The sequence below is a fragment of the Kosakonia arachidis genome, assembly GCF_900116535.1.
Classification (GTDB): domain Bacteria; phylum Pseudomonadota; class Gammaproteobacteria; order Enterobacterales; family Enterobacteriaceae; genus Kosakonia; species Kosakonia arachidis.
The window spans coordinates 661,479-677,080 of the sequence record NZ_FPAU01000002.1 but is presented as its reverse complement, the minus strand read 5'-3'; the positions used below and the strand labels follow the sequence as shown (position 1 = coordinate 677,080).

Genomic DNA, 15,602 nt, shown 5'->3' with positions numbered 1-15,602 from the left:
ATGAGTCTTAATCTGGTGAGTGAACAACTACTGGCAGCGAATGGCCTGAGTCATCAGGATCTGTTTGCTATTCTCGGTCAATTGACCGCACGTCGTCTTGATTATGGCGATCTCTATTTCCAGTCGAGCTATCACGAATCCTGGGTTTTAGAAGACAGCATCATTAAAGATGGCTCTTACAATATCGATCAGGGCGTCGGTGTTCGCGCTGTGAGCGGTGAGAAAACCGGTTTCGCCTATGCCGACCAGATAAGCCTGCTGGCGCTGGAGCAGAGCGCACAGGCCGCGCGTACTATTGTGCGTGAAGACGGCGACGGCAAAGTGAAGACGCTGGGCGCGGTGGAACATACGGCGATTTACACCAGTGTTGATCCGCTGCAAAGTATGAGTCGCGAAGAGAAGCTGGATATTCTGCGCCGCGTGGATAAAGTGGCACGCGCGGCTGACAAACGCGTGCAGGAAGTCACTGCCAGCCTGACCGGCGTTTATGAATTGATTCTTGTCGCGGCGACCGACGGGACGCTGGCCGCCGATGTGCGTCCGCTGGTGCGCCTCTCGGTGAGCGTGCAGGTAGAAGATGATGGTAAACGCGAGCGCGGTTCAAGCGGTGGCGGTGGTCGTTTCGGCTATGACTGGTTCTTGCAAGACGTTGATGGCGATGTGCGTGCCGATGCATGGGCGAAAGAAGCCGTGCGCATGGCGTTGGTGAACTTGTCTGCTGTTGCGGCGCCTGCGGGAACGCTGCCAGTGGTGCTGGGCGCGGGCTGGCCGGGCGTGCTGTTGCACGAAGCGGTCGGTCACGGTCTGGAAGGCGATTTCAACCGTCGCGGTACGTCGGTATTCAGCGGGCAAATGGGCCAACTGGTGGCTTCAGAGCTTTGTACGGTGGTCGATGATGGCACAATTGTCGATCGCCGCGGATCGGTGGCGATTGACGATGAAGGCACGGCAGGGCAGTACAATGTGCTGATCGAAAATGGCGTGCTGAAAGGCTATATGCAGGACAAGATGAACGCACGATTGATGGGCATGAAACCGACCGGCAACGGTCGCCGTGAATCTTATGCTCATCTGCCGATGCCGCGGATGACCAACACTTATATGCTCGCCGGTAAATCGACGCCGCAGGAGATTATCGAGTCCGTTGATTACGGGATCTACGCGCCAAACTTCGGCGGCGGCCAGGTGGATATTACCTCCGGCAAGTTTGTCTTCTCCACTTCGGAAGCATACCTGATTGAGAAAGGTAAAGTGACCAAAGCGGTGAAAGGCGCAACCCTGATTGGCTCCGGGATCGAAGCCATGCAGCAGATCTCGATGGTCGGCAATGATCTGAAGCTGGATAACGGCGTTGGCGTATGCGGCAAAGAGGGACAAAGCCTGCCGGTTGGCGTGGGTCAACCGACGCTGAAAGTGGATAACCTGACGGTAGGTGGTACGGCTTAATTGTTAAAATCCTCTCCCTGTGGGGAGAGGATTATCCGCTCAGGCGCTGCGTCCCTGCATTCCCTGATACACCTTCGCCACTTCAATGAAATATTCCGTCATGTAGTTAATACAGACCTGCACTTTCAGCGGGAGCTTATCTTTTTGCGTGTATAGCGCATAAACCGGGCGCGGATCGGACTGATAGCGCGGCAGCAGGATCTCTAGCTGGCCGCTGTTGATCTCATCGATCACCCACATCAGCGGGACATAGGCCAGCCCGGCACCGACGGTCAGCCAGCGCGTCAGCGTCATAGGATCGTTGGTGACAAACCGTCCCTGTGGGATCAGCCGCGTTGAGATCCCTTCCGGCGCGATCAGTTCAAATTCGTTATCCGGACGGACGCTATATTCTAGCCACGAATGATTTGCCAGGTCGGTGGGTTTTTCCGGCACGCCATAGTGGGCAAGGTAGTTTTTCGCCGCGCAGAGCACCATTGGCATCACGCCAAGTCGGCGGGAGAAGAGGCTGGAATCTTGCAGTGCACCAACGCGGATCACCAGGTCCAGTCCGTCGGCGATGAGATCCGGCGCCGGGATGCCGGTTACCAGGTTGACAGTCAACCCTGGATGCTCTTTCAGCATCTCTGCTGTCATTTTTGCCAGCACATTTTGCGCCATGGTTGAAGAACTACCAATGCGCAGCGTGCCAATCGGCGTGTTGTTGAAAGCGTAAAGTTGCTCATGGACATCCTGCACTTCATGCAGCATGCGACGACATCCCTGATAGTAAATTTTTCCGGCTTCGGTTAGCCCCAGACTGCGTGTGCTGCGGTTTAGCAGTTTGACCTGTAATTCATCTTCCAGCTTCGCCACCGTCTGGCTGATGGACGAAACGCTCATTTCCAACTGTCGGGCTGTGGCGGTAAAGGAACCCAATTCCACCACTTTGGCAAACACCGACATGCGTTTTAGTCGTTCCATTATTCATTCTTACTTAAAAGTGATTTAGATCACACAATATAGATAACAGCATAACAGTTACGTTAATATACTATCTCTCAAGAATATTCACGTCACTCTCGCCCTGGCACTCCTGTCCTATTCCTGCGGTGACGTAAAAACAATTTCACCTGCTTGTTCTCGAATCAAGGTCAACATGAGTCTCTTTCCCGTAATCGTGGTGTTCGGTTTGTCGTTCCCTCCGATTTTTTTTGAATTGATTTTGTCACTGGCGATTTTCTGGCTGGTACGACGGATGCTGATCCCCACCGGAATCTATGACTTCGTCTGGCATCCCGCTTTATTTAATACAGCGTTGTACTGCTGCCTGTTTTACCTGCTGTCGCGTCTGTTTGTTTGAGGTCCAAGTGAAAACACTAACAAGAAATATCTCCCGTACCGCTATTACTATCATTCTGGTTATCCTGGCGTTTATCGCAATTTTCCGCGCCTGGGTCTATTACACCGAATCTCCCTGGACGCGCGATGCACGCTTCAGCGCGGATGTGGTTGCTATTGCGCCAGATGTTACCGGGCTGGTGACCTCGGTCAATGTACATGACAACCAACTGGTAAAAGAGGGACAAGTGCTGTTCACCATCGATCAGCCCCGCTACCAGAAAGCGTTGGCAGAGGATGAGGCGGATGTTGCTTATTACGATGCGTTGGTCAACGAGAAGCGCCGTGAGGCCGGACGTCGTAACCAGCTAGGTGTACAGGCGATGTCGCGCGAAGAGATCGACCAGGCGAACAACACACTGCAAACGGTGATGCATCAGCTTGCGAAAGCGCAAGCGGCCCGTGACCTGGCGAAACTAGATCTGGAACGCACCATCATCCGTGCTCCAGCTGACGGTTGGGTTACCAACTTGAATGTTTACGCCGGTGAGTTTATTACCCGCGGTTCAACCGCTGTAGCGTTGGTGAAACAGAACTCCTTCTATATTCTGGCTTATATGGAAGAAACGAAACTCGAGGGTGTTCGTCCTGGCTACCGGGCAGAGATCACGCCGCTCGGCAGTAACCTGGTGCTGAAAGGCACGGTGGACAGTATCGCCGCCGGTGTCACCAACTCCAGCAGCAGCAACGACAGTAAAGGGATGGCGACTATCGATTCCAATCTGGAATGGGTGCGTCTGGCCCAGCGCGTACCGGTACGTATTCGCCTTGATAAACAGCAGGGAAATCTCTGGCCTGCGGGCACTACCGCGACCGTTGTCGTGACCGGGAAAACCGATCGTGATGAGAGCAAGGATTCCTTCTTCCGTAAAATGGCCCACCGCCTGCGTGAGCTGGGGTAATCACTATGGGGCTGTTGTCGATAGCCAGCCAGCATTTGCGCTTTGCCGTCAAGCTGGCCTTTGCCGTGGTGCTGGCGCTATTCGTCGGTTTTCACTTTCAGCTTGAAACACCGCGCTGGGCGGTGCTGACCGCTGCGATCGTTGCGGCTGGTCCGGCGTTTGCGGCCGGAGGCGAGCCTTATTCCGGTGCTATCCGTTACCGCGGGATGCTGCGTATTGTCGGGACGTTTATCGGCTGTATTGCCGGTCTGACGATCATTATTGTATTGATCCGAACGCCGCTGTTGATGCTGATGGTATGCTGTATCTGGGCCGGTTTTTGTACCTGGCTCTCCTCGCTGGTACGCATTGAAAACTCCTATGCCTGGGGGCTGGCAGGATATACTGCTTTAATCATCGTCGTTACCATTCAGACCGAGCCGCTGTTGGCACCACAGTATGCTGTGGAGCGTTGTAGCGAAATCGTCATCGGGATCCTCTGCGCCATTGTTGCCGATCTTCTGTTTTCCCCACGTTCGATCAAACATGAGATTGACCGTGAGCTGGACGCTCTGCTGGTGTCGCACTATCAACTGATGCAATTGTGCATCAAGCACGGCGATAGCGAAGAGGTAGATCAAGCATGGGCTGCGCTGGTGCGCCGTACCACCGCGCTGGAAGGCATGCGTAGCAACCTGAAGATTGAGTCCTCCCGCTGGGGGCGTGCTAACCGGCGGTTAAAAGTAATCAATTCGTTGTCACTGACGCTGATTACTCAGGCTTGCGAAACCTACCTTATTCAAAATACGCGTCCGGAACTGGTTACTGATACCTTCCGGGAGCTGTTTGCGGATCCTGTCGACAATGTGCAGGATGTGCACCGGCAAGTGAAACGCATGCGCCGGGTGATGGCCTGGACCGGTGAGCATGATACGCCGGTAACCATCTACAGTTGGGTGGGAGCGGCGACGCGCTACCTGCTGCTGAAACGTGGTGTCATCGGTAATGCCAAAATCAGTGCGGTTGAAGAAGAGGTCCTACAGGGCGAAGTGGTGGTAAAACCGGAATCCGCCGAACGTCACCATGCAATGGTTAACTTCTGGCGCACCACCTTATCGTGCATGCTGGGTACGCTTTTCTGGCTGTGGACCGGCTGGACATCCGGCAGTGGATCAATGGTAATGATTGCCGTCGTTACCTCGCTGGCGATGCGTCTGCCGAATCCGAAAATGGTGGCAAAAGACTTTATCTACGGCATGCTGTGGGCCCTGCCTATCGGGGCGTTGTTCTTTCTGGTGATTATTCCCTCGACGCAACAAAGCATGCTGCTGCTCTGCATCAGCCTTGCGGTGCTGGCCTTTTTCATCGGCATTGAGGTGCAGAAGCGCCGTCTGGGATCGATGGCGACCCTGGCGGGCACCATCAACATTCTGGTACTTGATAACCCAATGACCTTTAAATTCAGCCAGTTTCTCGACAATGCGCTCGGTCAGTTAGTGGGCGTAGTGCTGGCTATGGTAGTTCTGCTGCTGGTGCGGGATAACTCGCAGGCGCGCACCGGGCGTACGTTGTTGAATCAGTTTGTTTCGGCGGCGGTATCGGCAATGACTACCAATACAGCTCGACGTAAAGAAAACCATCTGCCTGCGCTGTATCAGCAACTGTTTTTACTGCTGAACAAATTCCCCGGCGACGTGGCGAAATTTCGTCTGGCATTAACGTTGATTATTGCCCACCAGCGTCTGCGCGATGCGCCGGTGCCGATCAACGATGATCTTTCCGCTTTTCATCGTCAGCTACGTCGTACCGCATCGCACGTGATTTCGGCCGGATCGGATAACAAACGACGGCGTTACTTTCTGCAACTACTGGAAGAACTTGATATCTACCAGGAGAAACTGCGCATCTGGGATGCGCCGCTGCAGGTGACCGAGCCGGTGCAGCGATTAACCGGGGTGCTTCACAAATATCAGCATGTGCTGACCAACAACTAAACAGAAAGCCGACGCTAAAAAGCGTCGGTTTTTTTATGGCTATACTTTGTGGGAGCTGATAACACACCGAACGGGAGAAAAAAATGGCAACGCAGGTATTGCAGGATAACCCACTTTTTCAGACCGGCTATCTGGTAGATGGTGTCTGGAAATCGCTGGACACCACATTTGACGTTCTGAATCCGGCCACCGGTGAGATCATCGCCAGCGTCGCTAAAGCAGGAAAAAAAGAGACCGAAGATGCCATTGCTGCGGCGAGTCGGGCTTTCCCAGGCTGGCGGGCGAAAACCGCGAAAGAGCGTTCCACCATCCTCTATCGCTGGTATGAATTGATCATTGAAAATAAAAGCTGGTTAGGGCGCTTAATGACTACCGAGCAAGGGAAACCATTGAAAGAAGCTGAGGGAGAAGTTGAGTATGCCGCCAGCTTCATTCAGTGGTTTGCCGAACAGGCAAAACGCGCTAACGGTGAAATTATCCCGCCGATCAAGCCTGGTTCGCGCATTCTGGCTACCCGGGAACCGGTAGGCGTGGTTGCTGCCATCACTCCGTGGAACTTCCCGATGGCGATGCTGACTCGAAAGCTGGGGCCAGCGCTGGCAGCAGGGTGTACCGGCGTTATCAAACCGGCAAACAATACCCCGCTCAGCGCGTTTGCCTTGTTGGCGTTGGCGAAGAAAGCGGGTGTACCGGATGGTGTACTCAATGCGGTTGCCGGTAACACGGCAGAAATCAGCGATGCGATTATGGCCAGCCATGAGGTGCGTAAGATCTCTTTCACCGGCTCGACTGCGGTAGGAAAAACGCTGGTCCGCAATGTCGCCGAAACCATGAAAAAAGTGTCGATGGAACTGGGGGGCAACGCACCGTATATCGTTTTTGACGATGCTGACATCGATGCGGCAGTTCAGGGGGCGATTGCTAACAAATTTCGTAATGCCGGTCAGGTCTGTGTCAGCGTAAACCGCTTCTATATTCATGAGTCCGTCTATGACACGTTCACGCAAAAGCTGAGTACGGCGGTAAGCGCATTGAAAGTGGGAAATGGTCTGGAAGAGGGCGTTGTGGTGGGGCCGTTGATCGAACTTGCTGCCATCGAAAAAGTGCGTGAGCATGTGGAAGATGCGGTGGCTAAAGGTGCTAAAGTGCTGACTGGCGGTAAAGCGCACCATCTTGGCGGTAACTTCTGGCAACCAACCGTACTGGGTGATTGTAGCGATGGTATGAAACTGGCGCAGGAAGAGACCTTTGGTCCGGTGGCAGCCTGTTTCCGCTTTACCAGCGAGGAAGAGGTCGTCCAGCGCGCAAATGCGACACCGTTTGGCCTGGCGGCTTACTTCTATACGCAAAACTTGCCTCGGGTGTTCCGCGTTTCGCAAGCCATTGAGAGTGGAATGATAGGTATTAACGAGTGCGCGGTATCCACAGAACTGGGGCCGTTCGGCGGAGTGAAAGAGTCGGGGCTGGGTCGTGAAGGGTCGGTGCTGGGGCTGGAGGAGTATCTTGAGGTGAAAACCCTGCATCTCGGCGGATTATAACACGGCGGGCGGCTGTGCCGCCCTGTTGGGCTGGTGGCGGAAATAATGAATACCTACACTTTCGATTTTAAAAACATCGACGATCAGGGCGCGTTCTACCGGGATTTCTCGCGTCAGTTCGAGCTGGGAAGCGACAAAATTCACGATCTTGATTCACTGTGGGATGCGGTGATGGCGGGGGCATTACCCCTACCGCTGGAGATTGAGTTTGTTCATCTGCCGGAGCGACAGCGCCGCCGTTTTGGCGCATTGATCCTGTTGTTTGATGAAGCAGAAGAGGAGCTGGAGGGCGAGCTGCGTTTTAATGTGCGCTGAAGGCAAAAAAAAGCCCCTGACAGGCAGGGGCAAGTCGTCGGACTAGACGACGAGGGTTTATTTATACAGTTCCGCCGTGACGTGAGTGTAATCGCCCGTACGTGCTTCAACGATGCGATAGCTGCTGGCTCCCGCCTGGTCAGCTTTCGCAGAGAGTTCCTGGCGAATATCCATCGGTACACCAGCAACCTGTGAAACCGAAACACTGCCCATAGGTTGCAGGTTACTTGCCTGTTCGCTGTTAACCAGCGTTGCAGCGCTTGCGCTGAAAGAGATCAGGGATGCAAGTCCAAGGGTTGGGATAATTAGATTGCGTTTCATTGTTTGTCTCCTTAAGAGCGTCTCAACGGCAGGGAGGATTGAACTGCTATTTTTGTACCTGGCGCCATTGAGTGATGACATAGGGTTATCGGTAAAACTTATTTGTACAGCTCGGCTGTTGCATGCCAGTTGTCACCGGTATGTGCTTCGATAATGCGGTAAGAAGAAGCGCCTTGTTCTTCCGCTTTTTTGTTCAGTTCAGCACGCATATCCATCGGCGAAGCGGCGACAGCACCTATGGATACGGTCCCCAGAGACTGGCGTGATTGCGCCTGGTCTGCACTGATGGAATCGGCAGCAAAAGCGCCGAATGACAGGGCTGAGAGAATGCTAAGTGTGGCAACAGTTGATTTGATATTCATGATTCTTAACCTCGGCGTATTCTTTTACTTCAATTCATTGGGGTCTTATTTCGTGACCCTCATCACAGAATCAAGTATACACCAGTCACTGAAAAAATTAATACCATGCTAATTATTTCTATGGTAACTAAGGCATGTTGAAATTATTTTTTATAACCAGAATGCATAAAAAACCTGATAATGATTAAAAAATGATTGGTGTTATCTAAGAAAATCATATAGATATTTGAATTTGATTTTTTGTGCGATGGCATTCACTGCACCAGTGGTTTGAAACGGGAAATCGCATTAACTGTTAAATTAATGTGAGGGAAAAGTTGTGGGCGAAGGGGAATAGTCAGAAGGTTCCCCCGCAATCGAAGCGGGGGGAAGTGATATTAGAGTTCTTGTTCGAACAACACGAGGATCGCTTCGTAGAGCTCTTTAACGGTGAAGCCTCTTGCCGGGATGGTAAAAATCGTATCGTCACCGGCAATGGTGCCGAGGATGCCTTCTGCTTTACCCAGAGAATCCAGCAGACGTGCGATAAGCTGCGCTGCGCCCGGACTGGTATGAATCATCACAACGGAATCGTTGTAGTCGATATCCAGCACCAGGTTCTTCAGCGGGCTGGAGGTTGTCGGGACGCCCAGTTCAATCGGCAGACAGTAGACCATCTCCATTTTTGCGTTGCGCGTACGCACCGCACCGAATTTGGTCAGCATGCGGGAGACTTTAGACTGATTGATGTTGTCGAAGCCTTCATCTTGTAAAGCCTGGACAATTTCTCCCTGAGAACTGAATTTCTCTTCTTTAAGAAGCGCCTTAAACGCTTTAACTAATTCTTCTTGTTTTGCCGAGCTTCGCATAAGTCACCCGTAATATGGCCGTGAAAACAACATTATTATGCATATTTATGAATTTTTATGCAAATAATCTCGTATGGGAAATACTCAAATGTATGCTGAAAGGCGCGGAGTTTACCAAATCCGGTGCTGAAGGACAGTCACATGTGTCTTACGTCGCAAATAAGATTAAAAAGTAAATTTAATGTTATAAAGTTGATGTTATTTTGGTGAATATAGCAGCTATATTATAAACTCTCGGTGTTAGTTGCTTAGCTTGCCGATCTGACGACGTATTTACCTTCTTATAAGATCTGAAAGTAGAGTGTGCCGCAGAATTTCTGCGCATGCATTGCCATAATTATCAGGGTGAATTAAGGTCGTCGCAACGGAGTAACAAAATATTTAGCTAACCATAATAAGGAGTTTATGATGAAAGTTGCAGTCCTCGGCGCGGCCGGCGGTATCGGTCAGGCGCTAGCCCTACTACTGAAAACACAACTGCCTTCTGGTTCAGAACTCTCTCTCTATGATATTGCTCCTGTAACCCCCGGGGTTGCTGTTGATCTCAGCCATATTCCAACTGATGTGAGCATTAAAGGTTTCTCCGGCGATGATGCGACTCCTGCGCTGGAAAGTGCTGATGTCGTACTGATTTCCGCTGGCGTGGCGCGTAAACCGGGTATGGATCGTTCCGACCTGTTTAACGTCAATGCGGGCATTGTGAAAAACCTGGTAACCCAGGTGGCGAAAACAGCGCCGAAAGCGTGTATTGGCATCATTACTAACCCGGTTAATACTACCGTTGCCATTGCGGCGGAAGTGCTGAAGAAAGCGGGTGTCTATGACAAGAACAAACTGTTTGGTGTTACCACGCTGGACATTATTCGCTCCAATACCTTTGTTGCCGAACTGAAACATAAATCACCGGTCGATATCGAAGTACCGGTGATTGGTGGGCATTCCGGCGTTACCATTCTGCCACTGCTGTCGCAGGTACCGGGCGTCAGCTTTAGCGAGCAGGAAGCCGCAGAACTGACAAAACGCATTCAGAATGCCGGTACTGAAGTGGTGGAAGCTAAGGCGGGGGGCGGTTCGGCTACGCTCTCGATGGGGCAGGCTGCTGCACGTTTTGGTTTGTCGCTGGTTCGCGCAATGCAAGGCGAGAAAGGCGTAGTTGAATGCGCCTATGTCGAAGGCGATGGCGAATATGCGCGCTTCTTCTCACAGCCGCTGCTGTTGGGGAAAAACGGCATTGAAGAGCGTCATGCTATCGGCAAGCTTAGCGCTTATGAGCAACAGTCGCTGGAAGGTATGCTGGACACGCTGAAAAAAGATATTCAACTGGGCGTGGATTTCGTTAACCGTTAACGTGTTATCACTGCAATAAAAAACCGGAGACAGTGCTCCGGTTTTTTATTGTAAATCAGTTGGTTGCCGGATATTCTTCGATGGTGACTTGCAGAGTCAGTTTCTTATCGTCGCGCATTACTTCAACCGGAATGACAGAACCTGGGCGGATTTCGGCGACCTGATCCATCGTTTCAAGCGCGGAAACGGCAGCTTTACCATTGACTGAGGTGATGACGTCATTCACCTGAATCCCGGCGCGGGCGGCAGGCCCGCCAGGCGAAACTTCGTTAACGACGATCCCCTGAATCGGGTCGATACCTCCGCCTTGTGAATGCAGAGGCGCAATTTCTCGCCCGCCGATACCAATGTAACCCCGGATCACCCGACCATCGCGGATCAGCTTATCCATAATCTTGGTGGCCAACTGGAAAGGGATGGCAAAACCGATGCCTTCCGGTGTTCCGCCGTCGTTGCTCTTATCAAACGACAACGTGTTAATGCCCATCAGTTCGCCCAGCGAGTTAACCAGCGCGCCGCCGGAGTTTCCATGGTTGATTGAAGCATCGGTCTGCAAAAAGTTCTGCCGCCCGCTCGGGTTCAGGCCGATACGCCCGGTAGCGCTGATAATCCCCTGCGTTGTCGTTTGACCAAGGTTGTATGGGTTACCGATTGCCAGAACCACATCGCCGATATGCGGCGTGCGTTTCGTATTGATGGGGATCACCGGCAGACCGCCAGTCGCGTTGATCTTCAGCACCGCTAAGTCGGTCAGGGAATCCGAGCCAACCAGCAATGCTTCAAACACCCGGCCATCCTGCAGGGCAACGATAATCTGGTCCGCATCATTGATGACGTGCTTGTTGGTAATGATGTAGCCACGCTGATCCATAATCACGCCGGAACCAAGCGTACGGATCTCCAGTCGATCGTGCGTGGAGCTATTCAGGCTGCGGTTATAGACGTTGACCACAGCGGGCGCTGCGCGGCGTACTGCCGAGTTATAGCTCGCTGGCGTTTCGTCTGCGCTTTCAAGCTGGGAAGCGTGAAGGGGGATGTTTTTTCGCAGCGAAGGCATGACGGCGATGATCAGGCCACCCACAACCAAACCGATTGCAACTGAACGTAAAAGCTTCACATACATGATGGGATTATCGCTAAATGGAAGAACGGCAGCAGCATAACATGAGTTCTCCGGACATCACATGATGACGTCCGGAGAGTGGAGGCTTTATCGCAGCAGCAGATAGATACTGTCGTTACCGCGCACGATATGCAGTGCCATTATTGAAGGTTTCGTTTCCAGTACTTTACGCATTTCGGCGATCGACTGAACGCGCTCACGGTTGATGCCAATGATCACATCATCTTTATGCAGACCTGCCTGCGCGGCTGCGCTGCCTTTTTCGACATTATTTATCGAGATGCCTTTAGTGCCGTCTTTGAGCTGACCGTCGCTCAGTTCTGCACCCTGTAATGATGGTGAAATCAGATCAGCGCTGGCGGATGAAGAGGTGCTTTTATCCAGCGTGACCTCCACATCCAGCGGCTTGCCATCGCGCAGCAGGCCGAGCTTCACTGTCGCGCCAGGCTCTGTCGTGGCAATACGTGAACGCAGTTCGGCAAAGCTGTTCAGCGGCTTACCGTTCAGACTGACGATCACATCACCTGATTTGATCCCGGCTTTTGCCGAACCAGAGTTAGGCAGCACTTCGCTGACAAAAGCGCCGCGCTGAACGTTAAGATTAAAGGCTTTGGCGATATCCGCACTCATTTCCGTGCCTTTAATGCCCAACAGACCACGTTTGATCTCACCAAACTGAATTAATTGCCTGGCGAGGGTTTGCGCCATATTACTCGGAATGGCGAAGCCAATCCCTACGCTACCGCCGCCCGGCGCGAGGATAGCGGTGTTAATGCCGATAAGTTCGCCGTTGAGGTTAAGCAGCGCGCCGCCAGAGTTACCGCGGTTGATGGAGGCATCCGTCTGGATAAAGTTCTCCAGCCCTTCCAGATTCAGGCCACTGCGGCCCAGTGCGGAAACAATCCCGGAAGTCGCCGTCTGCCCAAGGCCGAACGGGTTGCCGACGGCAACGACAAAGTCGCCGACGCGCAGTTTATCGGAGTCAGCAATCGCAATTTGCGTCAGGTTGCTGGCATTCTGTAATTGCAGCAGAGCAATATCACTCTGATCATCACCGCCGATCAGTTTGGCGTCGAACTCGCGGCCATCGTTCAACTGCACGCTGATTTTTTGCGCCTGATTAATCACGTGATTGTTTGTCAACACGTAGCCTTTCGCGGCGTCAATAATCACGCCAGAACCCAGCCCTTCAAAAGGTTGCGGCTGCTGCGGTTGATCCGGCACATCGTCGCCGAAAAACTTCTTAAGCTCATCCGGAACTTTCTGACCTTGTGACGTCGTCCCCTCTACCCGCACGCTAACGACCGCAGGCAATACCTTTTCCAGTACTGGCGCAAGGCTTGGCAACGCGCCCTGGCCGGGCAATTGTGATGGCATAGCGGCCATCGTCTGAAACGGTGCCGAGAGAGTTAACCCGACACTTAACGCAAATGCACTCAACAGCAGGGTTGGTTTCTTCATTGATGCTTGCTCTCGTAACCTAAAGTGAAAGGAATGACGCCCCAAAACAGTTTGATGTTATTGAAATTTTAACCGGGTAACAATGATATGAATGACTAAATAATAGCTGTGATGCGCAAGAAGGGGGAGGGCGCGGGAAACGCGCCCGAAAAAACAGATAACAGGGTGGATTATTTACGGCTTGCGCCGCCGCGCAACAGACCAGAAGCGCCATCAGAATAATCACGCGGGATCTGCACCGGTGCCTGATCGTTACTGGCTTCAGATTCTGCCAGACGGTTGCGGAACGGATTTTCTTCTGCGGACATTTCCGGCAGCAGGCTGGACGAGCTTTTCGCCATGTGCTGATAGAGTTGGCGATAATCATGCGCCATGTTATCCAGCAGTTCCGCGCTGCGGGCAAAATGGCTCACCAGCTCTTCGCGATACTCTTCCAGTTCCGCTTTATTTTTTTCCAGTTCATACTGCAAGGCCTGTTGCTGGCGCAATTTACGGTTTCCGAAACGCATACCCACGGCACCAATGATAATGCCGACAACCAACCCGATTAGCGCGTATTCCCAGGTCATGTACTTCTCCCGTTATTTTGTGATTCCGTAGGGTGTGGGTCGCAAGCTTCTTGCCTGCGCCTGATAGTGCCACTATAACCGCTTCTGGTGTAGAAGTGGAATCCTGACAAATCATCGCGTAGTGTAGAACGGTTTTTTTTCGTCAACCCTCTGAGGGCGGATCGATTTTCAAGGAACAACCATAACACCATGCAAAGCCTTACCCCGACATCGCGATACAACGGCGCTCTCAAAGAGGGAAGCCATCAGCCGGATGATGTGCAAAAAGAAGCCGTTCAGCGGCTGGAGCATATCTATCAAGAACTGATTACCCGCAGCGACAATGGAACACCGACAAGCGGTGGTTTGCTGGCTGCGGTCGGCAAAAAACTGTTGGGAAAACGTGAACCGCGGCAGAGTGCTCCCGTGCGTGGCCTCTATATGTGGGGTGGTGTTGGTCGTGGCAAAACCTGGCTGATGGATATGTTCTATCAGAGTTTACCAGGTGAGCGTAAACAACGTCTGCACTTTCACCGTTTTATGCTGCGCGTTCACGAAGAGCTAACTTCACTTCAGGGACATAGCGATCCGCTGGAAATTATTGCCGATCGTTTCAAAGCTGAAACCGATGTGCTGTGCTTCGATGAATTTTTCGTTTCGGATATTACCGATGCCATGTTGCTGGGCGGGCTAATGAAAGCGCTGTTTGCCCGTGGTATTACGCTGGTGACAACGTCGAATATTCCTCCGGATGAGCTCTATCGCAACGGTCTGCAGCGTTCGCGCTTTTTACCTGCTATCGATGCTATCAAGCAGTTTTGCGATGTGATGAATGTCGATGCTGGCGTCGATTATCGTCTGCGCGCATTAACCCAGATGCACTTATGGCTGACTCCGCTGAACAGTGAGACCGCGCGGCAAATGGATGCCTTGTGGTTAGCACTGGCTGGCGCAAACCGTGAACATGCGCCGGTGCTGGAGATTAATCACCGTGCGTTGTCGACGCTGGGTGTGGAAAACCAGACGCTGGCGGTGTCGTTTGCCACGCTCTGCGTCGATGCGCGCAGCCAGCATGATTACATCGCGCTCTCTCGCTTGTTCCATACCGTAATGTTGTTCGAGGTGCCGATAATGACGCCGTTGATGGAGAACGAAGCTCGACGCTTTATTGCTTTGGTCGATGAGTTTTACGAGCGCCATGTGAAGATGGTAGTGAGTGCAGCCGCGCCGCTGCATGAGATTTATCAGGGCGAGCGGCTGAAATTTGAATTTCAGCGCTGTTTGTCCCGCCTGCAAGAGATGCAGAGCGAAGAATATCTCAAGCGTGCGCATATGCCGTAATCGCTAAATCCCTTTCCCGGGTAGGAGAGGGATTCGCCTTGTACAAAAGACACGCCAAATCACAAAAAGGGGTCGATCTTTGCCCACGACTTCTCTATAATCCTGCGACCCCACGTTACTACAAGGTTTTTTTCCCGAAACTCTTGTGTGCCGGCTAAACATATCCGAAGGGGTAGGTTTACTGGACAATGTCGTGTGAACCTCACTTGTATTTAGGCGTTTGGGTGTTCACCAACGTGTAACTTATTATTTGGGTAAGCTTTATAATGAAAACTTTTACAGCTAAACCAGAAACCGTAAAACGCGACTGGTATGTTGTTGACGCGACCGGTAAAACTCTGGGCCGTCTGGCTACCGAACTGGCTCGTCGCCTGCGCGGTAAGCATAAAGCGGAATATACTCCGCACGTTGATACGGGTGATTACATCATCGTTCTGAACGCAGAAAAAGTTGCTGTAACCGGCAACAAACGTTCCGACAAAATGTACTACCACCACACCGGTCACATCGGTGGTATCAAAGAAGCGACCTTTGAAGAGATGATTGCCCGCCGTCCTGAGCGTGTGATTGAAATCGCGGTTAAAGGCATGCTGCCAAAAGGCCCGCTGGGTCGTGCTATGTACCGTAAACTGAAAGTTTACGCGGGTAACGAGCACAACCACGCGGCACAGCAACCGCAAGTTCTTGACATCTAATC

Annotated in this window: 16 protein-coding genes; 9 read left to right on the top strand and 7 right to left on the bottom strand. The window is 52.3% G+C overall.

Going from position 1 to position 15,602, the window contains the following annotated elements; translation table 11 throughout:
* Complete coding sequence (gene tldD / locus BM427_RS11435) at positions 1 to 1,446, top strand: metalloprotease TldD (protein WP_090121759.1); 1,446 nt, start codon at positions 1 to 3, stop codon at positions 1,444 to 1,446.
* 39 nt (positions 1,447 to 1,485) lie between these two features.
* Here the strand turns inward: tldD and aaeR are convergent, their stop codons facing one another.
* Complete coding sequence (gene aaeR / locus BM427_RS11430; RefSeq protein ID WP_090121673.1) at positions 1,486 to 2,409, bottom strand: HTH-type transcriptional activator AaeR; 924 nt, start codon at positions 2,407 to 2,409, stop codon at positions 1,486 to 1,488.
* Positions 2,410 to 2,584: 175 nt separating this feature from the next.
* Between aaeR and aaeX the strand changes: the two genes are divergently transcribed.
* The 5 genes from aaeX to BM427_RS11405 all read left to right on the top strand — a co-directional run bounded on the left by aaeX (position 2,585) and on the right by BM427_RS11405 (position 7,554).
* Complete coding sequence (gene aaeX, locus BM427_RS11425; protein WP_023480966.1) at positions 2,585 to 2,788, top strand: p-hydroxybenzoic acid efflux pump operon protein AaeX; 204 nt, start codon at positions 2,585 to 2,587, stop codon at positions 2,786 to 2,788.
* 7 nt (positions 2,789 to 2,795) lie between these two features.
* On the top strand, positions 2,796 to 3,728 hold the full coding sequence (aaeA, locus tag BM427_RS11420; protein ID WP_090121758.1) for a p-hydroxybenzoic acid efflux pump subunit AaeA: 933 nt from the start codon (positions 2,796 to 2,798) through the stop codon (positions 3,726 to 3,728).
* Between the two features lie 5 nt (positions 3,729 to 3,733).
* The gene (gene aaeB / locus BM427_RS11415; protein ID WP_090121671.1) at positions 3,734 to 5,701 is read left to right on the top strand and encodes a p-hydroxybenzoic acid efflux pump subunit AaeB; all 1,968 of its coding nucleotides are present in this window, start codon (positions 3,734 to 3,736) and stop codon (positions 5,699 to 5,701) included.
* Between the two features lie 83 nt (positions 5,702 to 5,784).
* Positions 5,785 to 7,239 carry an NAD-dependent succinate-semialdehyde dehydrogenase gene (locus BM427_RS11410; RefSeq protein WP_090121670.1) on the top strand — a complete coding sequence of 485 codons (1,455 nt, stop codon included), beginning with the start codon at positions 5,785 to 5,787 and terminating at the stop codon, positions 7,237 to 7,239.
* Between the two features lie 45 nt (positions 7,240 to 7,284).
* Positions 7,285 to 7,554 (top strand): barstar family protein, encoded by a 270-nt coding sequence (locus tag BM427_RS11405; RefSeq protein ID WP_090121669.1) that lies wholly within the window; start codon positions 7,285 to 7,287, stop codon positions 7,552 to 7,554.
* A 57-nt stretch (positions 7,555 to 7,611) separates the two neighbouring features.
* Here BM427_RS11405 and yhcN (BM427_RS11400) read toward each other — a convergent pair whose 3' ends face one another.
* The 3 genes from yhcN (BM427_RS11400) to argR form a co-directional block, all read right to left on the bottom strand.
* On the bottom strand, positions 7,612 to 7,875 hold the full coding sequence (gene yhcN / locus BM427_RS11400; RefSeq protein ID WP_090121667.1) for a peroxide/acid stress response protein YhcN: 264 nt from the start codon (positions 7,873 to 7,875) through the stop codon (positions 7,612 to 7,614).
* 98 nt (positions 7,876 to 7,973) lie between these two features.
* Positions 7,974 to 8,237, bottom strand: coding sequence for a peroxide/acid stress response protein YhcN (gene yhcN, locus BM427_RS11395; protein WP_090121666.1), 264 nt, complete (start codon positions 8,235 to 8,237; stop codon positions 7,974 to 7,976).
* A 377-nt stretch (positions 8,238 to 8,614) separates the two neighbouring features.
* Entirely contained in the window at positions 8,615 to 9,085 is a 471-nt protein-coding gene (gene argR / locus BM427_RS11390; RefSeq protein ID WP_090121665.1) for a transcriptional regulator ArgR, read from the bottom strand.
* Between the two features lie 408 nt (positions 9,086 to 9,493).
* Here argR and mdh point away from each other — a divergent pair, with 408 nt between their 5' ends.
* Positions 9,494 to 10,432 (top strand): malate dehydrogenase, encoded by a 939-nt coding sequence (gene mdh, locus BM427_RS11385; RefSeq protein ID WP_090121663.1) that lies wholly within the window; start codon positions 9,494 to 9,496, stop codon positions 10,430 to 10,432.
* Positions 10,433 to 10,487: 55 nt separating this feature from the next.
* Here the strand turns inward: mdh and degS are convergent, their stop codons facing one another.
* The 3 genes from degS to zapG form a co-directional block, all read right to left on the bottom strand.
* On the bottom strand, positions 10,488 to 11,555 hold the full coding sequence (degS, locus tag BM427_RS11380; RefSeq protein WP_090121661.1) for an outer membrane-stress sensor serine endopeptidase DegS: 1,068 nt from the start codon (positions 11,553 to 11,555) through the stop codon (positions 10,488 to 10,490).
* A gap of 87 nt (positions 11,556 to 11,642) precedes the next feature.
* A complete protein-coding gene (gene degQ, locus BM427_RS11375; RefSeq protein WP_090121659.1) occupies positions 11,643 to 13,016 on the bottom strand; it encodes a serine endoprotease DegQ in 1,374 nt (457 codons plus the stop codon).
* A gap of 170 nt (positions 13,017 to 13,186) precedes the next feature.
* Positions 13,187 to 13,585: a Z-ring associated protein ZapG gene (gene zapG / locus BM427_RS11370; RefSeq protein ID WP_090121657.1), complete on the bottom strand. Its 399-nt coding sequence runs from the start codon at positions 13,583 to 13,585 to the stop codon at positions 13,187 to 13,189.
* A gap of 189 nt (positions 13,586 to 13,774) precedes the next feature.
* Between zapG and zapE the strand changes: the two genes are divergently transcribed.
* Together zapE and rplM are read left to right on the top strand one after the other, a co-directional pair.
* A complete protein-coding gene (zapE, locus tag BM427_RS11365) occupies positions 13,775 to 14,905 on the top strand; it encodes a cell division protein ZapE (RefSeq protein ID WP_090121655.1) in 1,131 nt (376 codons plus the stop codon).
* 266 nt (positions 14,906 to 15,171) lie between these two features.
* Positions 15,172 to 15,600 (top strand): 50S ribosomal protein L13, encoded by a 429-nt coding sequence (gene rplM / locus BM427_RS11360; protein ID WP_002437467.1) that lies wholly within the window; start codon positions 15,172 to 15,174, stop codon positions 15,598 to 15,600.
* Positions 15,601 to 15,602: the final 2 nt, after the last annotated feature.